The following is a 20692-nucleotide window of genomic DNA, read 5'->3' as shown; positions in this document are numbered from 1 at the left end:
TTGTCGCATTTTGCCTCAGTCTTCCAGGTGCAGTTCGGCGACAAAATCATAGCGATCACCGCGGTAAGCGGAGTGAGTCACCTCAATGGGCTTGCCATTGGCGAGAAAGGAATGGCGCTCGATATGAAGGATCGGGCTGCCTTCGGGAATGTCTAGATGACGGGCCTCGTCCGCGTCCGCTACCGCGGCGCGCAGCCGCTGCAGAGCGCGCACCGGTCGGTTACCGGTGTGTCGCATGGCTTCGTAGAGTGAATGCTCGATCCGGTCTGGCTCAACAGCAAACAAGGGGACCACGGCGTTTTCAATGGCCAGCGGCTCGTCGTCCGCCAGGCGCACACGCGAAAGGCGGAGCACTTTGTCGCTGGGAGAAAGGGCGAGCTTGAGCAATTCGTCGGGCTTGGGCAGGCTGACCGTCTTGTCCAGCAGAATGGACCGACCCGCAAGGCCCCGGCGCGTCATGTCAGCGGTGAACCCGACCAACACCGACATGGGCTGATCGAATTTGCGCGCGACATAGGAGCCGGCTCCTGGCCGGCGGGACACCAGACCTTCGCGGAAGAGCTGATCAATAGCCTTGCGCACGGTGACACGGGAAATGCCGGTGGCCCGGACCAAAGTGCGCTCCGAAGGCAGCGATTCGCGGTAACGCAGGTGACCGCTTTCGATCAGGCCGCGAATGGCGCGGGCGAGCTGCAGATAAAGTGGGTCTTCATGGGCCATGTCGCTGCGCATGGCAGCAACAATGGCCTGCGACAGGGCAGAGGGCAGCTCTTCACCCTGGGGCGCAAGCGCCGCCAGCCCGTTTTCTGCCATCACCGGCCCCTCCCGATAGATCCAGTATGATACCAGTCTCGACAGAGCAGACGTTATGGCGCTAAGCTCGTCAACGCAAGAAGCGCTGCCAAGCTTTGTAAAGCGAGGCTATCGACCTGTTGGTTGATTGCCGTTCCCGCTCTCCCAGGCATAAGCTCGCCTTCGGCACCGTGATGGCCCATGAGGCATCAAAGAGCGCGCAAGAGTTTCGCACCGGAGATCACAATGCATCTGAAGTTCGGCAAGCCGTTTTTGTCCAGCGTCGCCATAGCGACGATGTTTTCCGCAGCCCTGGCGCTGCCCGTTGAGGCGGCGAGCTTGCGCATGGCCTGGGCGCAGGACGCCACGGGGCTTGATCCGCACACCCAGACCGCATTCTCGTCCCTGCGGCTGCTGGAGTTGATCTATGAGCCTCTCGTGCGGCTCGACGGCAAACTCAATGTGGTGCCGGCGATTGCCGAAAGCTGGAGCTTTTCCGAAGACGGCACCACGCTGACCTTCAAGCTCGATGCCGATGCCAAGTTCAGCGACGGCACGCCAGTGACCTCCGCGGACGTCAAGGCTTCGTTCGAGCGGTTGCTGGATGAAGCAACAGGTGCCGCGGCTCGCTCCAATTTCCTGTCCATTGCCTCCATCGACACCCCCGACGAGGGCACGGTGGTGTTCACCCTGTCCCAGCCCGATGCGCCGATCCTCGTGGCCATGGCCACGATCAATGCCGCTGTGGTACCGACCAGCGCTATTACGGCGGGCAGCATCGGCACCACAGCGCTTGGCTCGGGTCCGTTCAAGCTCGACCAGTGGGATCCTAATTCGCGCGAAGTGCTGAGCGCCAATCCCGAATGGGCGGGCGGCGAGCTTGCCATCGATGGCATCACCATTTCGGTTCTGCCCGATGAGACCGCGATCCTGGCCTCCCTGCGTGCGGGGCAAACCGACTTTGCCCTGCTCAACGATCCGCTGATCGCCACGCTCGTTCCTAATGAGCCGAACCTGCAGCTCAATGCTATTCCGGGCCTTGCGTACAACGTGCTCCAGCTCAATCCCTCGCGAGCGCCGATGGACAACCTCCTGGTGCGGCAGGCCATCTCTTGCGCGGTCAACCGCCAGGAAGTGCTCGATACCGCCCTAGTGGGTGAGGGGCAGGTCACCGGCCCCCTGACCATGCCGGCCTATGCCAGCGATCCCAGCACGCTGTTCTGCTATGAGCAGGACCTGGAAAAAGCCAAGGCGCTGATGGAAGAAGCCGGGATGGCTGACGGGTTCAAGGCCACCGTGATCGCCGCCAGCGGGGAACCTCCGGTCGCCTCGGCCGAGGCCCAGGTGCTGCAGAGCCAGTTGGCAGAGATCGGGGTTGATCTCGAGATCAAGATCATGGAGCTCAATGTCTTTGTCGATACCTGGTTGGCCGGTGATTTCGACATGGCAGTCGCCCAGAACGGCGGCCGTCCCGACCCCTATCCAATGTACAATCGGTACTTCACTAAGGATGGCAATCTGCTCGCCGTTTCCAACTATGTCGATGACGAGCTCGACAGCTTGATGCAGCAGGGCCGGATCGAAACGGACCCCGCCAAGCGCAAGGAAATCTTTGGCCAGTTCGAGGCGCATCTGGTGGAGATGGCCCCGTGGATTTGGCTGTCGACCTCCAACACCTATACGGCCCAGCTCAAGACCGTGTCGGGCTTTGAGCCTTCGCCGACCGGTACGCTGTTCGGCCTGACCAAGGTTTCCGTCACCCCCTGATGCCTGAAGGCGGGCCAGGGGCCCGCCTCCTTTCCCAACGGTTGATTTCATGAACTACGTCGCGCAGCGGCTGCTGACCTTTCCGCTGATCCTGCTGGGCGTTTCGGTGCTGGTATTCGTGTCGATCCGGCTCATTCCGGGCGATGCGATCACCGCCATGCTCGGCACGGAAGCGGGCCTGCTGACCCCGGCGCAACGTGCGTCCCTTGCTGCTTATTTCGGCATCGACCAACCCATCCACCTGCAATATTGGCGCTGGCTCACCGGGCTGTTCGGAGGTGATATGGGCGTGTCGGTCACCTATGGCCGGCCGGTGTTGTCCGTGATCCTCGAGCGCTTCCCACTGACGCTGGAACTGGCCGTTTTGTCCATGCTCATAGCGCTCAGCATCGGGGTGCCGGCAGGCGTGCTCGCGGCCACCCGGGCGCAGCGTCCCACCGACCTTGTCGTGCGGGTGCTGGCCATGCTCGGCCAATCTACCCCCGGCTTTGTGGTGGGCCTCGTGATTATCTTCGTGCTGTCGGTTTATTTTGGAGTCGTGCCGGCGATGGGCACGTTCACACCGCTCCACGTCGATCCCCTCGCCAATTTGAGCCAACTGATCTTTCCGTCGCTGACGCTCGGCTTTGCCTTTGCCGCCTCGGTGACCCGCATTTCGCGCTCGGCCATGCTCGATGTACTGCATGAGGATTATGTACGCACCGCACGCTCCAAGGGCGCCTCGGCGCGTAGCGTCATCTGGCGCCATGCCCTGCCCAATGCGCTCATTCCCGTGGTGACGCTGAGCGGAGTGGAATTTGGCTATCTGCTGGGCGGCGCCGTGATCGTCGAGCAGATCTTTGCTTTGCCAGGGCTTGGGCGGCTGACGCTGGATGCAATCAGCCAGCGCGATTACGCTTTGGTGCAGGGATCGGTATTGTTCGTGGCTTTCAACTTCCTCATCGTCAATCTTCTGGTTGATCTCGCCTATGCGGCGCTTGATCCCCGCATTCGGCTGGGGAGTCGCTGATGGGTTTGCTCAAAGCTATTGCCGCTCATCCGAGCGGCCGGATCGGCGCTGCCATCGTCACCCTTTATATCTTCCTCGCAATCCTTGGGGCTGTGGGCATCACCCCTCATGATGCCCTGCAACAGTTTCGCATTGACCGGATGAAGGCGCCGAACGGCACCTATCTGATGGGCACTGACCTTCTTGGACGCGATACGGCCAGCCGGCTGATGGTGGCGATCGGGCAGTCCTTCGTTGTCGCCTTTGCTTCGGTTGGCATTGCGACGCTGGCGGGGACGGTCATTGGCCTGTTTGCCGCCTGGTGGGGCGGCCCGGCCGATGGCGTGCTGATGCGGTTGATGGATGTGCTCCTGGCTTTTCCCGCGATCCTTCTGGCGCTGCTGATCATCGCTATTGTCGGCCCCGGCACCATGACCAGCATTGCCGCCATCGGCATTGTTTATACACCGATCTTTGCGCGCGTCGTGCGCGGCCCGACCTTGTCGCTGAAGCGGCGGGAATTCATCGAGGCAGCCAAGACCTTTGGATCCTCGCAATGGTTTATCCTGACCCGCCACCTGCTGCTCAATCTCGTGGCGCCGCTGACCGTGCAGGTGACGCTGGCGCTGGCATGGGCCCTTCTCACCGAGGCGGGGCTCAGCTTTCTCGGTCTCGGCACTCAGCCCCCGTCGCCTTCGCTGGGCTTGATGATGAGCGAGGCGCGCAACCTAATGCAGCAGGCGCCCTGGCTGCTGATCTTTCCCGGGCTGACGATCATGTTTGGTATTTTGGGCTTCAATCTCTTCGGCGATGCCCTGCGCGACATTCTTGATCCTCGCACGCAGGGGCGCATCCCATGAGCCCGCTGCTTTCTGTTCGTGACCTGCGGGTGGGCTTTGGCCGTGATCCCAAAGCCAATGAAGTGGTGCGGGGCGTCAGCTTTGAGCTCGACCAAGGGCAGACCCTCGCCATTGTGGGGGAAAGCGGCTCGGGCAAGTCAGTTACGGCCTTGTCGATCAACCGGCTGGTTGATTTTGGCGGCGGGCGCGTCACTGGCGGCAGCGTAAAGCTGCAGCGGCCCGACGGCGACCTGCTCGATATTACCGGTGCCGAGGAGGGTGTGCTGCGCCGGATTCGGGGGCGCGAAATCGGCATGATCTTCCAGGAGCCCATGACTTCGCTCAATCCGGTGCAAACCATTGGCAAGCAGATCGAGGAAGCCTTCCGCCTCAACCGCCGGCTTGAGGGCCGCGCGGCAACTCTGGCGGCAGAGCAGGCGCTGGAGCGGGTGCGCATTCCCGATGCCAAGGCGCGGCTCGCTTATTATCCACACCAGCTATCGGGTGGCATGCGCCAGCGCGTGATGATCGCAATGGTGATCGCCAGCAATCCGCGTCTGCTGATTGCCGATGAGCCGACCACGGCGCTCGACGTGACGGTGCAGGCGCAGATCATGGCGCTCTTGGCCGAACTGCGCGAAGAAACCGGCATGGCGATGATCTTTATTACCCATGACATCGGGCTCGTGGCCGGAATTGCCGACCAGATCATGGTGATGCAGAACGGGGTTGCGGTGGAGCAGGGGGCGCTCGATGGCGTGCTGGACCGGCCGCAGCACGATTATACCAAGCACCTGCTCGGAGCGGTGCCCCATTTTAACCGGGGTAGTGCGGTGCGCAGCGATGCGCCGCGCAAAGGCTCTGAGCCACGGGCGGTGGCTGTAGAGGACCTGGTGGTTCGCTTCCCGCTCAAGCGGGGGCTGTTTGCGCGCGCTAGGGGCGCGGTGCATGCGGTGGATGGGGTCGAGTTCGATCTGGCGCCCGGCGAAACGCTGGCCATTGTGGGGGAAAGCGGCTCGGGTAAATCCACTACCGCCAGGGCCATGCTGGACCTCGTCGCCAGGACCCGTGGCAACATCGAGACGGCCAGGGGCGCAGGTGAGCGTCCGATGCAGATGGTGTTCCAGGATCCGTTCGGTTCGCTTAATCCCCGTCTCAATGGGCGTGACCTGATGGCCGAGCCTGCCATTGCCGCTGGTCAGAAGCTGGATGGAAAAGTGCGTGAGCGCATGAGCATGCTGCTGGACCGTGTTGGGCTGCCCGAAGATGCTCTCCTGCGCTTTCCCCATCAGTTCTCGGGCGGGCAGCGCCAGCGGCTCTGCATTGCGCGGGCGTTAATGCTGAACCCCAATGTTCTGGTGCTGGATGAAGCCGTGTCAGCACTTGACGTGTCGGTGCAAGCAAAAGTGCTGGATCTGCTCGTGGAACTGCAGCAGGAATTCGGGCTCGCTTACCTTTTCATCTCGCATGACATGGCCGTGGTGGAGCGGATCGCCCACCGGATTGCCGTGATGTATGCGGGCCAGTTCGTCGAGATTGGAGCTGCGGCCTCGGTGCTGTCTGATCCGCAGCACAGCTATACCAAGCGCTTGATTGCGGCGGTGCCTACTATCGAGCGGCGGCGTCAGCACTTCACGGTGGATGCCACCCAGATCCCATCGCTGGTGCGGCCGCCGGGCTATGAGCCAGCTACGCCGAACTGGCGAGATGCTGGTATTGATCACCGGGTAAGGCTGGAGGACGCATGAGCCTAGAGGATGTAGCGGAGCGCGCTTTTGCCCCCGTGCGGCACGCGATTGAACAAGGACGCATCCCCGGCGGCGTGCTCGGAGTGGTTGAGCGGGACGGCTCTCGGGCAACAAGGGCTATCGGCTTGGCACAGCTGGTACCAGAGCAGCGCCCCATCAGCGAAGCCTCTTGGTTCGATCTGGCGTCACTCACCAAGGTGATTTTTACCACCCCGCGCATTCTGGCGCTGGCGGATGCGGGCACCATCGATCTCGACGCACCCATCATCTCGGTGCTGCCAGATTGGCGGCAGTACAATGCGGATAATTGGGAACGCAAGATTACTTTTCGGCAGTGTCTGGGGCACCAGACGCCGCTACCCGGAGTGTTCCCCATCTATACCTATGGCAGTGATCCCGACCTGCTGCGCGCCTTTGTGATGCAGCATGAATGGGCGTCCGGTCCCGCGGTTTATTCCGATCTCAATTTCATCCTTTTGGGCTTTGTGCTGGAGCGGTCGCAGGGCTGCTCCATGCGCCAGATCGATCCCGGACCGGGTTTCGCCTGGTCGGCGGATCCCGCCCGTGCTGTCGCAACGGAACAGGATCCCTGGCGGGGCCGGGTCATGGTTGGCGAAGTGCATGACGAGAACTGTTATGCGCTGCAGGGCTCCGGTCACGCCGGGCTGTTCGGCACCGTTGGCGCCGTGCTCGACTTTGCCGAAGGCCTCCTGAATGGCACGGGTGCTTCGGCCAAGGCAATCGAGCTGATGCGCACCCCAGTGTCGGGACGCCGGACCCATGGCTGGGAGCGCCCCTATGAGGGGTGGTCGGGTGGGGAGGCTTGCTCGGCCCAGACGATTGGCCATACCGGCTTTACCGGCACCGGCCTATGGATCGATTTCGCCAATAGCCGGGCCTGGACCCTCCTGACCAATCGCGTCCATCCGACCCGGCATTTCGACAGTGGCATTATGAGCCTGCGGCGCGCCGTAGGCGATCTTATCAGCGGCAATGGAGAATAGCACCGTGGACCCGATCTGGACTGTTGGGCTGATGACCGGCACGGTGCTGGACGGCAATATCGATGTTGCGCTGCTCAAGACCGATGGCGAGCGGATCGAGCAGTTCGGCGCCTATACGCTGGCGCCATATACAAGCGAGGTTCGCCAATTGCTCGCAGCAACTCTGGCCGCCGCTCGGCAGTGGAACTTCGAGGGGCCCGAGCCTGCCATTTTTGCCGAAGCCGAAGCCGCGCTCACCCGCGCCCAAGCTGAAGCGGTGCGACAGTTGGTGGAAAGCACGGGCCTCAGCATGGCTGATATCGGCATTATCGGTTTCCATGGCCAATCGGTGTTGCACCGGGCGCCCCAACCGGACCGAATGGGAGCAACCCGTCAACTGGGTGACGGTGCGCTGATGAGCCAGTTGCTTGGCGTGAAAGTTGCGTTCGATTTTCGCTCGGCCGATGTGCGCGCCGGTGGGCAAGGCGCGCCTCTGGCGGCGGTCTACCACCAGGCGCTGCTGCGGGGCATTGGGGCGAGCGGCGACACGGCGGTGCTGAACTTGGGCGGGGTGGCCAATGTCACTTGGTGGGACGGGGAGGCTGGGCTGATTGCCTTTGACGCCGGTCCCGCCAACGCCCCGCTTAACGACTTCATGAAGGCCCTGGGCCTGGGTGAGATGGATCGCGACGGTGCACTTGCCGCCAGCGGCGAGGTCGACGAGGCACGGCTCGCGCAATTGCTGCAGCATCCTTATCTCTCCGCGCCCTTTCCCAAATCGCTCGACCGCTTCGACTTCACCGCTGCGATGGCCGACGGTCTCGAACCCGCAAGGGGTGCGGCGACCCTTACCGCGTTTACCGCTGGAGCGGTCGGCAAGGCACTGGACCTGTTGCCGGAGCGCCCAACCAAGCTGGTGGTGTGCGGGGGCGGGCGGCATAACCCGACCATCATGGCGATGTTGCATGAGCGCGCCGGCGTGGAAGCCATTCCCGCCGAAGCAGTCGGCTGGCGTGGCGATGCGGTGGAGGCGGAATGCTTCGCCTTCCTTGCGGCTCGCGTGCTGCGGGGGCTGCCGATCAGTTTTCCGACCACCACCGGGGCGCCCCATCCTCTCACCGGCGGGCGCATTGCCGGCTAAAGCGGCTTTTGCAAAAAGGTGCGTGTTCGCCCTGCCGGGAAGTTGGGCAGGGCGCCAAAGGGCACATAGCCCGCACGCTGATAAACCTTGAGCGCAACGGGGCTGAATGTGTCGATGTAAGCGCCGTGGCAGCCGCGGCTACGCGCTTCTGCTTCCGCTTGCTCGAGCATGCGACTGGCCAACCCGTGGCCGCGCTGGCCTTCATCCAGCCACAGCCACTGCACGTAAAGCCAGCCCCAGGCCGTGTAACCGGAAAGCCCGCCCACAAGCGTGCTAGTACCGTCTTTGAGTGTCACGGCAAGGGCTCGCCGCTCCGCTGGCCCGACATCCGCCCGGTTGAAGGCTGCCAATCCTTTACTGATCGCCGACAGGTCGGCGGCCGAGGGCTCGGCTGTCACGGTCAAAATAATGCTCATCTGCTTGGTGCTTTGCTGCTGCCGTTCTCTTCCCCGGCAAGTAGCACATTTGGCTTTATCTGCGGGGCTTTCACCTGGGTGCCGCTGCGGGGCTACGCCTCCCTCGGAGGTTAGCAGCGGTCAACCGGCGCGTGCTCCGACACGGCAAATGCGTCGAGGTTAATGCTTTGTAAAGCCGCGGCATGCTCAAGCGGAGAATACGGCGCCAACTGAACCGCTTTCGGTTTGGAGACTGCCAAGCAACAAGGCAATATCGTGCGCACTGATTACCTGTTGAAGCGCGTCCGAGAGCTATTCACCGGATCGAGCAAGGCTGTGGGCTTTGCCGCCGCAACATCGGCGTCCTCGCCTCGCGTCAATGACATTGCTGGCCTGGTCAGCCATATACGCGCGCGCAATTCAACGGCCGTGATGGCGGGGTGCGTGCTCCTTGTCGGGCTGGACGAGATCCGGGCGCGCGTTGGGGAGGGATGGAACACGCTCGCGGATCGCGCCACTGGCATAGCCGAGGAGGTGCTGCAGCAATTTCTCGGCCCGCAGGATGTGTTCCAGCTGTTGCCCAGTGGCGCGTTTCAGGTTTGCTTTGAGACCCAGGACGAAGCGTTCGCGCACTTCCAGGTGCAGCGTATCGCGGCGCGGATCGAGGAAAGGATCAAGCTGGAGCTGCAACATGGCGCTTCCATGGTGTCGGTCGAAAGCTTTGCCGCGGCCGTAGACTCGCAACGTTTCACCGAAACCAGCGACCCCCTGGCGGCCCTCCATGCCAGCTTGCTTGACATTCGCGATCAGGTCAGCGACCGGTCGGCCAAACGCCACCGCATCACCGCGCTCCGTTATGCCAGTGCCCTGTTCCAGCCGCTCTGGCCCAGCCGCGCCTTTGGTAAAACCATCAACCGGAGCCTGCTTGATAGCTGGGTAGGGACCGCGGCGGCCGAACATCTTACCGCGCTTGAAAGCCGAGATGAGCTGCTGGAGGCGCTCGCCAATCTTGATTGCGTGTTGTTCGCCAAGTCCGTCGAAGGCCTGCATCAGGCGCTTGGAGACATCAAGCAGGCCAGCGTCATGGTTCCGGTGCAGTTTCAAACTCTGCTGGGTGCTTCGCCCGAGTTCATCGAACTGGGCGCGGCCCTGCCTCCACCCTATCGCAAGTTCCTGTTGCTCGATGTTATCGGCGTGCCTTCCGCGGCAAGTGCGTTTGAGTTGCTCCAGGTCGTCAGAACGGCGCGCGAGATCACCGAACGTGTCGTGTTGCAAGTTACGCCCTGGGACGACCGGTTGAACGATGGCGTTCGCGGCGCGACCTGGGGGTTGTCCATCTCGCTGGGCGAAGCCGAGGGCGAAAACCTGCAAATGGCGAGCGAACTCGAGCGGTTCGGGCGGGAAGCGCGGCTTGCCGGTCTGGCCAGCTTTGCTTATGGCGCCAATACGATCGGCAAGGCGGAAGCGGCCTATTCCGCTCAGTTCAATTATCTAGGCGGGGCTGCGGTGCACAGTACGCTCGCCACGCCGCGCTCGCATGCGCGCTTTGCGCCGCTGTTTGGGGACCGGCTTCCAAGCTCGGCTGCTGGCGATGACCGGGCGGAATTGCGCGCTCATCCCCGCTTTGTGCCCCTTAATACGCAGGCGCTGATCTTCCTGCCCGATGGCCGGCAAACCCGCTGCCGCATTGCCAATGTTTCGGCCTCGGGCGCGGTTGTGCTGACCTTTCTGGCTCTGGGGGTCGGCGACTATCTCGCGATCGGCGCCATCGCCGCCCAGGTCGTGCGGGTAACCCGCGGCGGCTTTGCGGTGCAGTTTCTCGAGGTGCAGCAAGCCTTTAGCCTCGAAAGCGCACTACAGGCTAAAACCATTGAGCCGAGGCTGCTCAAGACCCTGCAGGAATTGGGAGCCGATCGCTTGGGGCACCGGAACAAAGCTTAGTACCGGAGGCGGGCTTCGCTCCTAAGCGTCTTGATAGCGAACGGCGCCCGTGTTGCAGCGCCTTGGTGATGCCGCGCAGTTCGGCCAAGCCCTTCATGCGACCGATGGTCGGATAGCCGGGTTGGGCACTGCGGTTTGAGGTCATCGAGAATGTCCTGGCCATGGTCGGGACGCATCGGGATTTCCCAATCGGTGCGGCCCGCCGCCTTGCGGCGCCCTTCCTCAGCAAGTACCGCCGCGATCAGCGCGACCATGTCCGGTATCGCCGCCCAGATGCTCGGCTTCGTAGAACGAGCCCATGATCGCATCGTTTTCGCGCCGTCACATTGCGCAGATGCAGGAAGTGCACGCGGTCGCCAAGCTCTGCCATGATGGAGGGCAGGTCATTGTCCGGCCGGGCACCCAACGAGCCCGAGCACAAAGTCATGCCATTGGCCGGGCTGTTGACCGCGTCCAGGATCAGCCGGAAGTGCTCTCCGGTCGACATAATGCGCGGCAGGCCGAGCAGCGGAAACGGCGGGTCGTCGGGGTGGCAGCAGAGCCGCAAACCCAGATCTTCAGCAACCGGGACCACTTCTTCCAGAAAAGCGATGAAATGGGCGCGCAACTGGTCGGGGGAGATCGCGCCATAGCGGGCGAGGTGGGTGTGCATGTCGGCAAGCGACATGGACTCGGTGGAGCCGGGCAGGCCCATGGTCACGCTGCGGGCGAGGGTGATTTTATCGGGCATCGCTCATATCGGCAAAGCGCCGGCCCGCTTCCTCGACCACAGTCTCGGGGTAGTCGTCCCCCAGCGCCTTTGCGTTCCAGGATGTGGATGTCGAAGGCCGCGAAATCGTTGAGCTCGAAGCGCATGCAGGTGCCGCCATGGGCGAGCCGCCAGCGAAGCGCCGTGCGCGTCCAATCGAGCACCGGCATGAAGTTGTAGCAGATCACCTCCAGCCCGGCTTCGGCGAGGTGGCGCAGGCTGGTCTGGTAGTTGGCGATGTGAAGGCGCCAATCGCCAGTCTGCTGCTTGATGTCTTCCGAGATCGGAAGACTTTCGACCACGTCCCAGCGAAGCCCCGAAGGGGAGCCATCCTTGCGAGTGCCGATCTGGCGCTGGCGCAGCGCGATCTCCTCGGGCGTCCAGACCTCCCCATTGGGGATGTGGTGCAGGGCCGAGACCACGCCCTCGGCACCGCTCTGGATGATGTCGTCAATGCTGGTGAGGTCATGGGGCCCGAACCAGCGCCAAGTCTGCTTCATGTCGATCTCCGAGGGAATAGGGTCGGAGCCGCTGCACGCGGCTCCAACGGCGTCGTCAGCTGCCAAAGGCGAGGCGCGGCAGCCAGAAGCACGAGGTCGGGCACAAAGAGCAGCACAGCGATCAGAGCGACCGACGGCAGCGATGAAGGGGATCGATTCGATGGAATATTCTTCGATCGACACATTCATCAGCGAGCACACGGCAAACATAGCCGAACCGCTGGGCCAGGTCATGCCGCCCAGGGTGACGATTGACATCATCAGAATGCCGAAATGGACGGGATCCATGCCGACCTGCGTGATGATGGGCACAAAGATCGGTGTCAGCAGCAGCACCATCACCGTGCTGTCGAGCGCCAGGCCGGCCACCAAGAGGGAAGATCAGGATGACGAGCACGATCATGTTGGGATCGGTGATGCCGGCCAGCATCCAGCCGGCCAGTTCCTGGGGCACCTGCAGATAGATGGTGGCATAGCCTACCATGCCGCTCATCAGGATAATGAGCATGATCAGGCCAACATCGGAGGTCGCCTGACCAAAGCAGCGCCAAACCTTTTCCATAGTTAGCTCGCGATGGGCGAAAAAACCCAATGACGAGGGCATAAACTACGGCGGCGGAGCCGACCTCGGAAGGCGTAAAGAGGCCGCCCCGGATGGCCAGCACCAAGGCCACGGGAAACAGCAGCGCCCATTTGGCATCCCAGCAGGCGGCGGCCAGCGCCCTGACCGTCGGTTTCTTGCTGTCGGCGACTACATATTTCCGCTTCTTGGCAATGAGATAGGTGGTGAGCATCAGGACCACCATCATCAGGATGCCAGGAATGATGCCGGCCAGGAACAGCCGGCCAATCGAGACATTGCCGACAAAGCCATAAAGGATCAGCCCGATGGACGGCGGAAATGGTGGCCGGTGATAAGCGAGCCCACCGGCAATTGCGGCGGCCGAGAAGCCCTTGCCATAGCCCTTGGCAGTCATGGTGGGGCCAAGAATGCGCGCTTCCATGGCGGCGTCGGCCACGGCGGAGCCGGAAACGCCACCCATCAAGGTGGAAAGCACTATGGCCACCTGCGCCAGACCGCCAGACATCCAGCCTACCGAGAGCAGGCGCGACCTTGAGAAGGCGGCCGGTGATGCCGCTTTCATTCATCAGGTGGCCGGCCAGTACGAAGAAGGGCACGGCGAGCAGAGGGGAAGCTCTGGCTCATCGATGCGATCTTCTGCACGCCGATGGACATTGGCATGCCCTGCGTGGTCATGAAGAAGATGAAGCCGGAAATGCCGGTCGCGAAGGCAACGGGCATGCCCAGGACCATCAAGCACAACAAAGGCGATACCAATCAGGGCCATGATCAGAGCTCCAGTGTGGGGGCGCTGGCGCTCCATTTCGGCCTGCGTGCGGTTATAGATCAGCAGTTCCTGCTGGCGGCCCTTGAACGCCCGAACCGTATTGTAAATCAGTGTGGCGGCGAGCAGCACGCAGCCCACGGGCACGGCAACGGTGACCCAGGAATAAGAAAGGGTGCTGTCGCCAAAAGTGCGTTCACGGTTGAGCATGGTCAGCTTCCAACCCTCAACTGCCAGCACCAGCAAAAAGGCGATGATCAGCAGCGTGCAAGCAAATTCCAGCCAGAACCGGCGTTTGTAGCCCAGGCGCGACACCAGCACTTCCATGCCCAGGTGCGATTTTTCGCGCATGGCCTTGTTGGAGCCGAAAAAACACAGCCAGATGAAGAGGAGCTGGGCCATGTCCACCGACCAGATCAGCGGATGGCCAAAGAACCGCATAAGGGCGGCGGTGAACACCAGGCCGGTGATGCCGGCGAGCAAGGCGAAGCAGATCGCCAGCTCGAGTTGAGCCAAACGCTTGAGCATGGATTTTACCTGAGCAATGGAATGGCGGGCTCCGCAGGACCCGCCATAGGGAATTACTGGTTGGCGATAGCCTGCAACTCGTCGCGCAGCGCGCCATAGCCGAGCTTGTCATAAACGCCGGCCGTCGCTTCCTTGAACGGGGTGACGTCGATCTCGTTGACAGTCATTCCGGCGGCGACGAGGTCGGCCTCGATCTGGGCCAGGGCATCCTGGGTGCCATAGGAAGCGATATCGCCAGCCTTAAGGGCCTCGTCGCGGAGCACGGTTTGCAGCTCGGCCGGCAGGCTGTCGAACCAGGGGCCGGAGGTGACAAGTCCGGTGATCAGGTTGATGTGGCCGGTCTTGGTCAGGACGGACGTGACTTCCTGCAGATTGGAGCCAAAGCCGGCAGGAAGCTGGGCTTCCACGGAATCGATCACGTTCTGCTCAAGGCCCGAATAAACTTCCGAGAACGGCATGGGGGTTGGGGTCGCGCCCATGGCGGAAACCGTTTCCACCCAGACCGGCGCGCCTGGGGTACGCATGCGCGAGCCATTGAGGTCAGCGGGCACATTGACCGGCATCTTGGTCCAGAGGTGCCGCTCACCCTGCCACCAGTTGAACGAGAGCACCTGGTGACCCGAAGCGTCGTGCAGCTTGGTGATCCATTCCTCCATCTGCGGGGAAACGGCCACCTTGCGGATGCCTTCATAGCCCGAAGCGAGATAAGGAGCGCCGAGCACGCCAAATTCGTTGACGAATGCGGCGAGGCGACCGCCATCAACCACCACAGCGACCGGCGCTCCGGCACGGGCCTGCTCCAGCACGTCTTCATCGGCGCCCAACTGCGAATTGGGGAAGAGCTTGACTTCGATGGCGCCATTGGAGGCGGTGGCGACATTGTCGCGGAAGGCTTCAAGCCCCTTATACAGCGGGTCTGAAGTGGCCAGCGCCGTGTTGACGCTGAGGGTATAGTCAGCCGACATCGCGGGAACCGAGTACGAGATGACCAAGCCAGCAGCAAGCGCCGCGGCGAGCGGTGTGAATTTCATGATTTCCTCCCAAGCGGCGTAGCCGCGACGTTCCGTGCTCTAGGCAACGGCTTCGCAAAAATGGTAGTATGGTAGTTCAAAGGAGTCAACATGGTAACGATTGCACCCCTGACCCATGAGGCTGCCCAATTGGGGCGGCCCGCTACCGTAGGCAACAAGGTCTTTGAGGCCATGCGCCAGGCCATCATCCAGCTGCAGTTGCGGCCAGGCGATCCCTTGTCGGAAGCCGAGATGGCTCGCCAGCTCGGTGTGTCTCGCCAGCCCGTGCGCGAAGCCTTCATCAAACTGGCGGAGGTGGGGCTGGTGGAGATTCGGCCCCAGCGGGGCACTTCGGTGGTGATGATTTCACGCCGGGAAGTGGAAAACGCCCGGTTCATTCGGGAAGCCGTTGAAGTAGCCGTGGTGCGCAAGGCGGCCGCCGAGGCCGACCCTCGTCACCATTCCATTCTCGATGGGTTGATCGAGCGGCAGCGCCAGGCCAATGATGCCGGCGAGCATGTGGAATTCTTGCGCCTCGATGAAGCCTTTCACCAGGCGATTGCACTGGCTGCCGATTGCGAACATGCCTGGCGTTTGCTGGAGAGCCTCAAGGCGCAGATGGACCGGGTGCGCTACCTGTCCCTCTCAGACGCCACGCCGATCAAGACCTTGATCGAGCAGCACGCGGTAATTGCCGACGCCATCCGCCGCCGTGATCCCGATAGCGCCGAAGCGGGGATGCAGCGACACCTAAGCGAAATCCTGACTTCGCTGCCCAAATTGGCGGAGGCCCATGCCAACTGGTTTTCCGCCTGAGCTGGGAAGGCTCAAATCACGGCCGGGGATGCAGCCGGGTAAGGGCGGCAACGCCATCGAGGAAGTCCGCCACAGTGTCCATATCGTTGTCGGTCAGGTTTTCCGTCACCCGAACATAGGCCTGTTCGATTTCCCGATACCTCGCCAGCGGCTCGGCGGCCTGCTGTTTGTCGAGTTCGATCAACACGCTGCGGCGATCGTCTGGATTGGGAAGGCGACGCACAAAGCCGGCCCGTTCCAAGCGATCCAGCAAGGCCGTCCCTGAGCCCGAACTCAGATGCAGCTCGTCAATGATCTGCTTGGGACTGATCGGTGCTCCTGCTCGGGCCAGTAGGCCAATGCAGGAGAAATCGGTTGGATGCAGCTTCTGGGCGCGGGCAGCGGCCTCACGCGCGCTTTCCACATTGCGCATCAGATTTTGCAGCGCCGATCCGAGCCGGCGCATCTTCAGGTCGCGCGCACTGCTGCTTGACGGTTTCTCTTCCATGAAGTATCTCTACGGTGAAGACAAATTACTTCTAGAGGCGTCGGCCCCTTGAAGCAAGGACGAAAAAACGTGGTTCGCACAACTGCTCAAATCGATGCCGAAGTTGCAACTCCCGCGCAGGCGCTGCAGCCACACGCTGCGGCAGGCAAGCCAGATGAAGCTGCGCCGCGTGCGGAACCGGCCGCCAAACGAGCCAACCCGGCACGCAAGGTGGCCGGGGTGATCCTTGTTGTCCTTATCGGCACTTTGGGCTGGCATGTAGCGACCGACCTGGTGGCTCCGGCGAGTTCCTCGGGTTCGGTGACGGCGCTAACCGCGTTGATGGCCCCCAGGGTATCGGGACAGGTGCAAACTGTACTGGTGCAGGACAATCAGTTTGTCGTCCGGGGTACGCCGCTGTTTGAACTGGATCCGGCTCCCTTTGACCTGGCGGTCCGGCAAGCCGAGGCCAATCTCGCTCAAGTCACGCAAACCCTTGACGCTTCGGTCATCTCGCTGGTGGCGACTGAAGCCAAAGTTGAGCAGGCGCGCGCCAGCCTTGATACGGCCCGGACCGCTGCCGAGCGCACCACGAGCCTGCATCAGCGTGGTTTGGCATCACAGGTTCAGCTCGATGCGGCAAATGCACAACTGGCATCGGCGCGTTCGGGACTTGATGCCGCCACTGCGGAACTTGAAAGCGCCCGGCTTCGTGCCGGTGGCAAGGAAGCCAATCCGCAGGTGGAAACGGCTGCGGTGCAGCTCGAGCAAGCGCGGCTCAACCGATCCTTTGCTTCGGTGCTGGCCCCCGCTGACGGGGTGGTCACCAATCTCAAGCTCGCCCAGGGCCAGTATGTGAATGCCGGCACCCCCGCGCTCACCTTTATCGAGGCCGATAGTTCCTGGGTGGTGGTCGATATGCGCGAAAATCAGCTTGCCAATATCGATGTCGGCGATGACGCTGATATCCTGTTTGATGGCGCACCGGGCCGCAAATATCCTGGCGTGGTGCGCGGCATTGCCTGGGGCATTGATCCCGGCCGCACCGCTGCTAACGGCTTGCCGCAGAATCAGGCCATGGCCCGCTGGTTCGAGCCGGCCCGGACGATCCCGGTGCATGTTGAACTGGCGCCCGACCAAACCTGGCCGGACAATGTTCGGGTGGGCTCAAAGGCCAGTGCGCTGGTTTACGCGCAGGGCCGCTCGCATCCGGTGGCTGTTGCGGCCTCTGCCTTGCAGACGCTCAACGCTTATTTCTCCTATCTGTACTAACGGGCAGCCATGTTCATCGCTCCCCGGCCGCTGATCGATGAAGACCCGCTATTTGCCGTGCGGGTTGCCATCATGCCTGTTATCGGGCTCCTCATTGGCATGGCCTTCCGCTCGCCCTTGGCGATGGTTTTTCCCACCCTGATGTTCTCGCTCCTGGCGGGCAATCGGAAGGCTTTCGACGCCCGGCGGGTCTTTGCCGCTCCCATCATGTTCAGCGGGGTGTTGTGGCTGATGTCGGGTGTGGTGCTGCTGTTTTCAGGCATCCCGGCGCTGCTGTTGCTGGTGATCGGCGGCATCTACTTTCTGGCCTTTTACCTGATCCAGCGAACCGGCAACGCCTTTGGCTTGCTGATCATCGTCGCCGTGGCGCTAATGTCGATCATGGGCCTCGGCTCCTACCCGGCCATGGCTTATCTGCGCAGCGAGATGAGCAAGGCGGCCTTGTGCTCAGCCGTCGTAATCCCACTGCTTTATGTGCTGCTGCCGCCCTGCACCACCGAGATCAATGTGGACAAGTATGAACCGGCATTTCCCTCAGGATGGGGGATCCGTGCGGCCAATCGCACGGTGGTCATGCTGGGCTATAGCTTGTTTTTGTACACGATCCTCGACTTCTCCAACATGATGCTGGCAGTCGCCGGCATGTTCGTGCTGGTGCAATCGACGCGCCGCTCGATCTGGGCAGAGGCAGGGCAGCGCAGCTTTTCAGTGATCCTGGGGGGAGTGCTGGCGCTCACCATTCTTGCGCTGCTCAATTGGGTCGGGCATCTGGCTGTGCTGCTGTGCCTGGTCTTTCTCGCGACCCTCTGGTTGGGGCACAAGATGCTGAGCGGCCGGTTGCCCTCTATGGCTTATCAGGATGCTGCTTCGGTGATGATTTCGCTGGTCGGCAGCGCGCTGGCCACCTCCGAGCCCGGTTTCGCGTTTGTCCAGCGGGCGGGCTTGACGGTGGCCGGTACGCTGCTCGCCGCGCTCTTGGTGTCGCTTCTGGACGCCACCTTTCTTCCTCGGGACTCCGCCGGAGACAAGGCGGCAGCGCCTGCATAGGCTTCTGCAGCCCTCCCTCCTCCTGCCGCGAGCAAAGCACCCGCTTGACAGCCTCGCGGCGCCGTGAAACGATTTACGTAAATCGTTTTTAGCTTCGGCTTGAGGCGGCTCACCGGGGAGGGTGGGAAGATCAAGATCAACGTGACCATGAAGGACGTTGCCAAGCGCGCGGGCGTTTCCGTCGCGACGGTGTCCAACGTGCTATCGGGCGACAAGCCGGTTCGTGCCGGCTCGCGCGAGCAGGTCATGGCGGCGGTCGAGGCGCTCAACTACCGGGTAAATCCGGCGGCCTCTTATCTCCGCAGCGGGCGCTCCAAGATCGTAGCGGCGATCGTGCCGGCCCTCGACAACCCATTCTTTCCCACCATCCTGGCGGCAGTGGAAGCCAGCTGCCAGAAGGATGGCTTCGAGCTGATCGTGGCAAGTTCCGCCCATCAGCCCGAAATCGAGGAAGCCCGCATCAACGCTTTGATGCAATGGAAGCCCGCCGGCTTCATCATCATACCCTGCTCGGCCGGACTTGCGTCCCGCAAGCAGATCGAGGCGGCCCGCATCCCCTTGGTCTTTGCCGATCGGGCGCCCGACGGCGAGCCCAGCGACTTCGTCGAGATCGACAATGTTGCCGCCGGTGCGGCAGCGGCCCGCCACCTGGTGCAGCTCGGTCATCGACAAATCACCGTCTGCACCCCCTCGCTGGGAGTGCGAAATCTGCGCGAGCGCATCGCCGGCGTGGCGCAAGTGCTGGCTGAATTCGGCGCCGAACCCTTGGTGGTGGAAACCGGCCTTGGCGGCGTGCCCGAAGCGTTGCCAGACACGGCGGAGGCGCAGATTGCCAGCGCCAGCGCGATCGTTGCCTTGATGAATACCACGACACTGCAAGTGCTGGCGGCGCTCAACCGCACTGGGCGTGCGGTACCTCACGACGTGTCGCTGGTGGGCTTTGATGATTATTCCTGGATGCCGGTTGCCCGGCCGTCCATCACCGCGATCCGGCAGCCTGTTGACCTCATAGGGCGGCTGGCCTGGTCGCGATTGCTCGAACGCATCAACGGCGCCAGCGGTGGCCCGGTGCACCGGCAGCTGCCGGTGGAACTGGTGCTGCGTGAATCGACCGCCGCACCGGGCTCCACGGGCAAGAGCGTGGGACACGCAACAGGAGGCGCAGAGCTGCTGACGCTCGGCCGACGGCGCTAAGCGCCGCCAGGAAGAATCAAGGGAATCCCGGCCCAGACACAAAGTCGGGCGGGGGGAGTGAGTGAAATCAACCACAATGGGAGGACTACATGTCTAGAACTTTGATCGGAACTGCGCTGGCGACGACGCTTGCTGGCTTGCTGATGGCGGCCCCAGCTTTCGCCCAGGCCGAAAATGCCACGATTGCCTTTTTGATGCCGGACCAGGGCTCCACGCGCTACGAGGAGCATGATTGGCCGGGCTTCCAGGCAGAGATGCAAAAGCTCTGCGCCAACTGCAATCTGATCTACCAGAACGCCACGGCTGATGCCGCGCTGCAGCAGCAACAGTTCAACTCCGCCATTACCCAGGGCGCCACGGTGATCGTGCTTGACCCGGTGGACTCCTCGGCCGCCGCATCGCTGGTGCAGCAGGCCCATGCCCAGGGCGTCAAGGTGATCGCCTATGACCGCCCGATCCCCGATACCCCGGCGGATTATTATGTGTCCTTCGACAATGAAGGTATTGGCCGGGCCATCGCGCAGTCGCTGGTGGACCACCTCAAGGCTGAGGGCGTGCCCGAGGGCGCGGGGGTGCTGCAGATCAATGGTTCGCCCACCGACGCGGCAGCCGGCTTGATCCGGGACGGCATTGACTCGGCGCTCGATGCGTCCGGCTACGAGACCCTGGCTGAGTTCGATACCCCCGACTGGGTGCCGGCCGAAGCCCAGCAATGGGCGAGCGGACAGATCACTCGCTTTGGCGACCAGATCGTGGGCGTGGCTGCGGCCAATGACGGCACTGCCGGCGGCGCCATCGCTGCGTTCAAGGCGGCAGGCGTTGACCCCGTTCCGCCCGTCACGGGCAATGACGCGGTGATCGCGGCACTGCAGCTGATCATTTCGGGGGATCAGTACAACACCATCTCCAAGCCGTCCGAGATCGTGGCGGCTGCTGCGGCGCAAGTCGCCTACAAGCTGCTGAACGGGGAAACCCCCGAAGCCAAGACGACGCTTTACGACACGCCCTCGGAGCTGTTCGTGCCGGTTGTGGTGACGCGCGAAAACATCAAGGCCGAGATCTTCGACAAGGACATCGCCAGCGCAGAGGAAGTGTGCACGGGTGAATATGCCGAAGGCTGCCGCGAACTGGGCATTCTCGAGTAAGCGCCACCCCGTCCGCTCGGCCAGGT

Annotated in this window: 18 protein-coding genes and 2 pseudogenes; 12 read left to right on the top strand and 8 right to left on the bottom strand. The window is 62.5% G+C overall.

Annotation, left to right across the window (positions count from 1 at the left end; all coding sequences use genetic code 11):
• Positions 1 to 15: 15 nt before the first annotated feature.
• Positions 16 to 813: a GntR family transcriptional regulator gene (locus tag ELX51_RS18730; protein ID WP_127754913.1), complete on the bottom strand. Its 798-nt coding sequence runs from the start codon at positions 811 to 813 to the stop codon at positions 16 to 18.
• Positions 814 to 1089: 276 nt separating this feature from the next.
• Here ELX51_RS18730 and ELX51_RS18725 point away from each other — a divergent pair, with 276 nt between their 5' ends.
• The 6 genes from ELX51_RS18725 to ELX51_RS18700 are packed head-to-tail and all read left to right on the top strand — an operon-like array spanning position 1090 to position 8258.
• Positions 1090 to 2559, top strand: coding sequence for an ABC transporter substrate-binding protein (locus tag ELX51_RS18725; RefSeq protein ID WP_248305371.1), 1470 nt, complete (start codon positions 1090 to 1092; stop codon positions 2557 to 2559).
• Positions 2560 to 2608: 49 nt separating this feature from the next.
• Positions 2609 to 3568, top strand: coding sequence for an ABC transporter permease (locus tag ELX51_RS18720; RefSeq protein ID WP_127754911.1), 960 nt, complete (start codon positions 2609 to 2611; stop codon positions 3566 to 3568).
• A complete protein-coding gene (locus tag ELX51_RS18715; protein WP_127754910.1) occupies positions 3568 to 4407 on the top strand; it encodes an ABC transporter permease in 840 nt (279 codons plus the stop codon). Before ELX51_RS18720 ends, ELX51_RS18715 begins: the two co-directional genes overlap by 1 nt.
• The gene (locus tag ELX51_RS18710; protein ID WP_127754909.1) at positions 4404 to 6134 is read left to right on the top strand and encodes an ABC transporter ATP-binding protein; all 1731 of its coding nucleotides are present in this window, start codon (positions 4404 to 4406) and stop codon (positions 6132 to 6134) included. Before ELX51_RS18715 ends, ELX51_RS18710 begins: the two co-directional genes overlap by 4 nt.
• Positions 6131 to 7138, top strand: coding sequence for a serine hydrolase domain-containing protein (locus tag ELX51_RS18705; RefSeq protein WP_127754908.1), 1008 nt, complete (start codon positions 6131 to 6133; stop codon positions 7136 to 7138). Before ELX51_RS18710 ends, ELX51_RS18705 begins: the two co-directional genes overlap by 4 nt.
• A 4-nt stretch (positions 7139 to 7142) precedes the next feature.
• Complete coding sequence (locus tag ELX51_RS18700; RefSeq protein WP_127754907.1) at positions 7143 to 8258, top strand: anhydro-N-acetylmuramic acid kinase; 1116 nt, start codon at positions 7143 to 7145, stop codon at positions 8256 to 8258.
• Here ELX51_RS18700 and ELX51_RS18695 read toward each other — a convergent pair.
• Positions 8255 to 8674: a GNAT family N-acetyltransferase gene (locus ELX51_RS18695; protein WP_127754906.1), complete on the bottom strand. Its 420-nt coding sequence runs from the start codon at positions 8672 to 8674 to the stop codon at positions 8255 to 8257. The genes ELX51_RS18700 and ELX51_RS18695 overlap by 4 nt on opposite strands.
• A 255-nt stretch (positions 8675 to 8929) precedes the next feature.
• On the opposite strand from ELX51_RS18695, the gene ELX51_RS18690 reads away from it, so the two are divergent.
• The gene (locus ELX51_RS18690; protein WP_127754905.1) at positions 8930 to 10594 is read left to right on the top strand and encodes a PilZ domain-containing protein; all 1665 of its coding nucleotides are present in this window, start codon (positions 8930 to 8932) and stop codon (positions 10592 to 10594) included.
• A 46-nt stretch (positions 10595 to 10640) separates the two neighbouring features.
• Here the strand turns inward: ELX51_RS18690 and uxuA are convergent.
• From uxuA to ELX51_RS18670, 5 genes and pseudogenes are all read right to left on the bottom strand, one after another.
• Positions 10641 to 11842: pseudogene (uxuA, locus tag ELX51_RS18685) on the bottom strand (mannonate dehydratase); the annotation flags it as partial.
• A gap of 195 nt (positions 11843 to 12037) precedes the next feature.
• Positions 12038 to 12181: pseudogene (locus ELX51_RS20210) on the bottom strand (TRAP transporter large permease subunit); the annotation flags it as partial.
• Complete coding sequence (locus tag ELX51_RS20205; protein WP_206524668.1) at positions 12181 to 12930, bottom strand: TRAP transporter large permease subunit; 750 nt, start codon at positions 12928 to 12930, stop codon at positions 12181 to 12183. The gene ELX51_RS20205 and the pseudogene ELX51_RS20210, both read right to left, overlap by 1 nt.
• A gap of 60 nt (positions 12931 to 12990) precedes the next feature.
• Entirely contained in the window at positions 12991 to 13716 is a 726-nt protein-coding gene (locus ELX51_RS18675) for a TRAP transporter small permease (RefSeq protein ID WP_248305188.1), read from the bottom strand.
• Between the two features lie 53 nt (positions 13717 to 13769).
• On the bottom strand, positions 13770 to 14747 hold the full coding sequence (locus ELX51_RS18670; RefSeq protein WP_127754904.1) for a C4-dicarboxylate TRAP transporter substrate-binding protein: 978 nt from the start codon (positions 14745 to 14747) through the stop codon (positions 13770 to 13772).
• A 90-nt stretch (positions 14748 to 14837) separates the two neighbouring features.
• Between ELX51_RS18670 and ELX51_RS18665 the strand changes: the two genes are divergently transcribed.
• Positions 14838 to 15542, top strand: coding sequence for a GntR family transcriptional regulator (locus ELX51_RS18665; RefSeq protein ID WP_127754903.1), 705 nt, complete (start codon positions 14838 to 14840; stop codon positions 15540 to 15542).
• A 16-nt stretch (positions 15543 to 15558) separates the two neighbouring features.
• Here the strand turns inward: ELX51_RS18665 and ELX51_RS18660 are convergent, their stop codons facing one another.
• Positions 15559 to 16029 carry a MarR family transcriptional regulator gene (locus ELX51_RS18660; RefSeq protein ID WP_127754902.1) on the bottom strand — a complete coding sequence of 157 codons (471 nt, stop codon included), beginning with the start codon at positions 16027 to 16029 and terminating at the stop codon, positions 15559 to 15561.
• Between the two features lie 69 nt (positions 16030 to 16098).
• Between ELX51_RS18660 and ELX51_RS18655 the strand changes: the two genes are divergently transcribed.
• The 4 genes from ELX51_RS18655 (at position 16099) to ELX51_RS18640 (ending at position 20666) form a co-directional block, all read left to right on the top strand.
• Positions 16099 to 17280: an HlyD family secretion protein gene (locus ELX51_RS18655; protein ID WP_206524667.1), complete on the top strand. Its 1182-nt coding sequence runs from the start codon at positions 16099 to 16101 to the stop codon at positions 17278 to 17280.
• Positions 17281 to 17289: 9 nt separating this feature from the next.
• Positions 17290 to 18327, top strand: a complete 1038-nt coding sequence (locus ELX51_RS18650) for a DUF2955 domain-containing protein (protein ID WP_127754901.1) — start codon at positions 17290 to 17292, stop codon at positions 18325 to 18327.
• A gap of 147 nt (positions 18328 to 18474) precedes the next feature.
• On the top strand, positions 18475 to 19521 hold the full coding sequence (locus tag ELX51_RS18645; RefSeq protein WP_127754900.1) for a LacI family DNA-binding transcriptional regulator: 1047 nt from the start codon (positions 18475 to 18477) through the stop codon (positions 19519 to 19521).
• 143 nt (positions 19522 to 19664) lie between these two features.
• The gene (locus ELX51_RS18640; protein WP_164854964.1) at positions 19665 to 20666 is read left to right on the top strand and encodes a sugar ABC transporter substrate-binding protein; all 1002 of its coding nucleotides are present in this window, start codon (positions 19665 to 19667) and stop codon (positions 20664 to 20666) included.
• The last annotated feature ends 26 nt before the right edge of the window (positions 20667 to 20692 follow it).

Origin of the sequence: Devosia sp. 1566 (genome assembly GCF_004005995.1) — a bacterium.
In the GTDB taxonomy this organism is placed as follows: Bacteria; Pseudomonadota; Alphaproteobacteria; order Rhizobiales; family Devosiaceae; genus Devosia.
This window is presented reverse-complemented; position numbering and strand designations above follow the sequence as displayed.

Bases quoted from the DNA above. Each gene is read 5' to 3' on its own strand.
- ELX51_RS18730 (WP_127754913.1), bottom strand. From the start codon at position 813: ATGGCAGAAAACGGGCTGGCGGCGCTTGCGCCCCAGGGTGAAGAGCTG.
- ELX51_RS18725 (WP_248305371.1), top strand. From the start codon at position 1,090: ATGTTTTCCGCAGCCCTGGCGCTGCCCGTTGAGGCGGCGAGCTTGCGC.
- ELX51_RS18720 (WP_127754911.1), top strand. From the start codon at position 2,609: ATGAACTACGTCGCGCAGCGGCTGCTGACCTTTCCGCTGATCCTGCTG.
- ELX51_RS18715 (WP_127754910.1), top strand. From the start codon at position 3,568: ATGGGTTTGCTCAAAGCTATTGCCGCTCATCCGAGCGGCCGGATCGGC.
- ELX51_RS18710 (WP_127754909.1), top strand. From the start codon at position 4,404: ATGAGCCCGCTGCTTTCTGTTCGTGACCTGCGGGTGGGCTTTGGCCGT.
- ELX51_RS18705 (WP_127754908.1), top strand. From the start codon at position 6,131: ATGAGCCTAGAGGATGTAGCGGAGCGCGCTTTTGCCCCCGTGCGGCAC.
- ELX51_RS18695 (WP_127754906.1), bottom strand. From the start codon at position 8,674: ATGAGCATTATTTTGACCGTGACAGCCGAGCCCTCGGCCGCCGACCTG.
- ELX51_RS20205 (WP_206524668.1), bottom strand. From the start codon at position 12,930: ATGTCTGGCGGTCTGGCGCAGGTGGCCATAGTGCTTTCCACCTTGATG.
- ELX51_RS18675 (WP_248305188.1), bottom strand. From the start codon at position 13,716: ATGCTCAAGCGTTTGGCTCAACTCGAGCTGGCGATCTGCTTCGCCTTG.
- ELX51_RS18670 (WP_127754904.1), bottom strand. From the start codon at position 14,747: ATGAAATTCACACCGCTCGCCGCGGCGCTTGCTGCTGGCTTGGTCATC.
- ELX51_RS18665 (WP_127754903.1), top strand. From the start codon at position 14,838: ATGGTAACGATTGCACCCCTGACCCATGAGGCTGCCCAATTGGGGCGG.
- ELX51_RS18660 (WP_127754902.1), bottom strand. From the start codon at position 16,029: ATGGAAGAGAAACCGTCAAGCAGCAGTGCGCGCGACCTGAAGATGCGC.
- ELX51_RS18650 (WP_127754901.1), top strand. From the start codon at position 17,290: ATGTTCATCGCTCCCCGGCCGCTGATCGATGAAGACCCGCTATTTGCC.
- ELX51_RS18645 (WP_127754900.1), top strand. From the start codon at position 18,475: ATGAAGGACGTTGCCAAGCGCGCGGGCGTTTCCGTCGCGACGGTGTCC.
- ELX51_RS18640 (WP_164854964.1), top strand. From the start codon at position 19,665: ATGGCGGCCCCAGCTTTCGCCCAGGCCGAAAATGCCACGATTGCCTTT.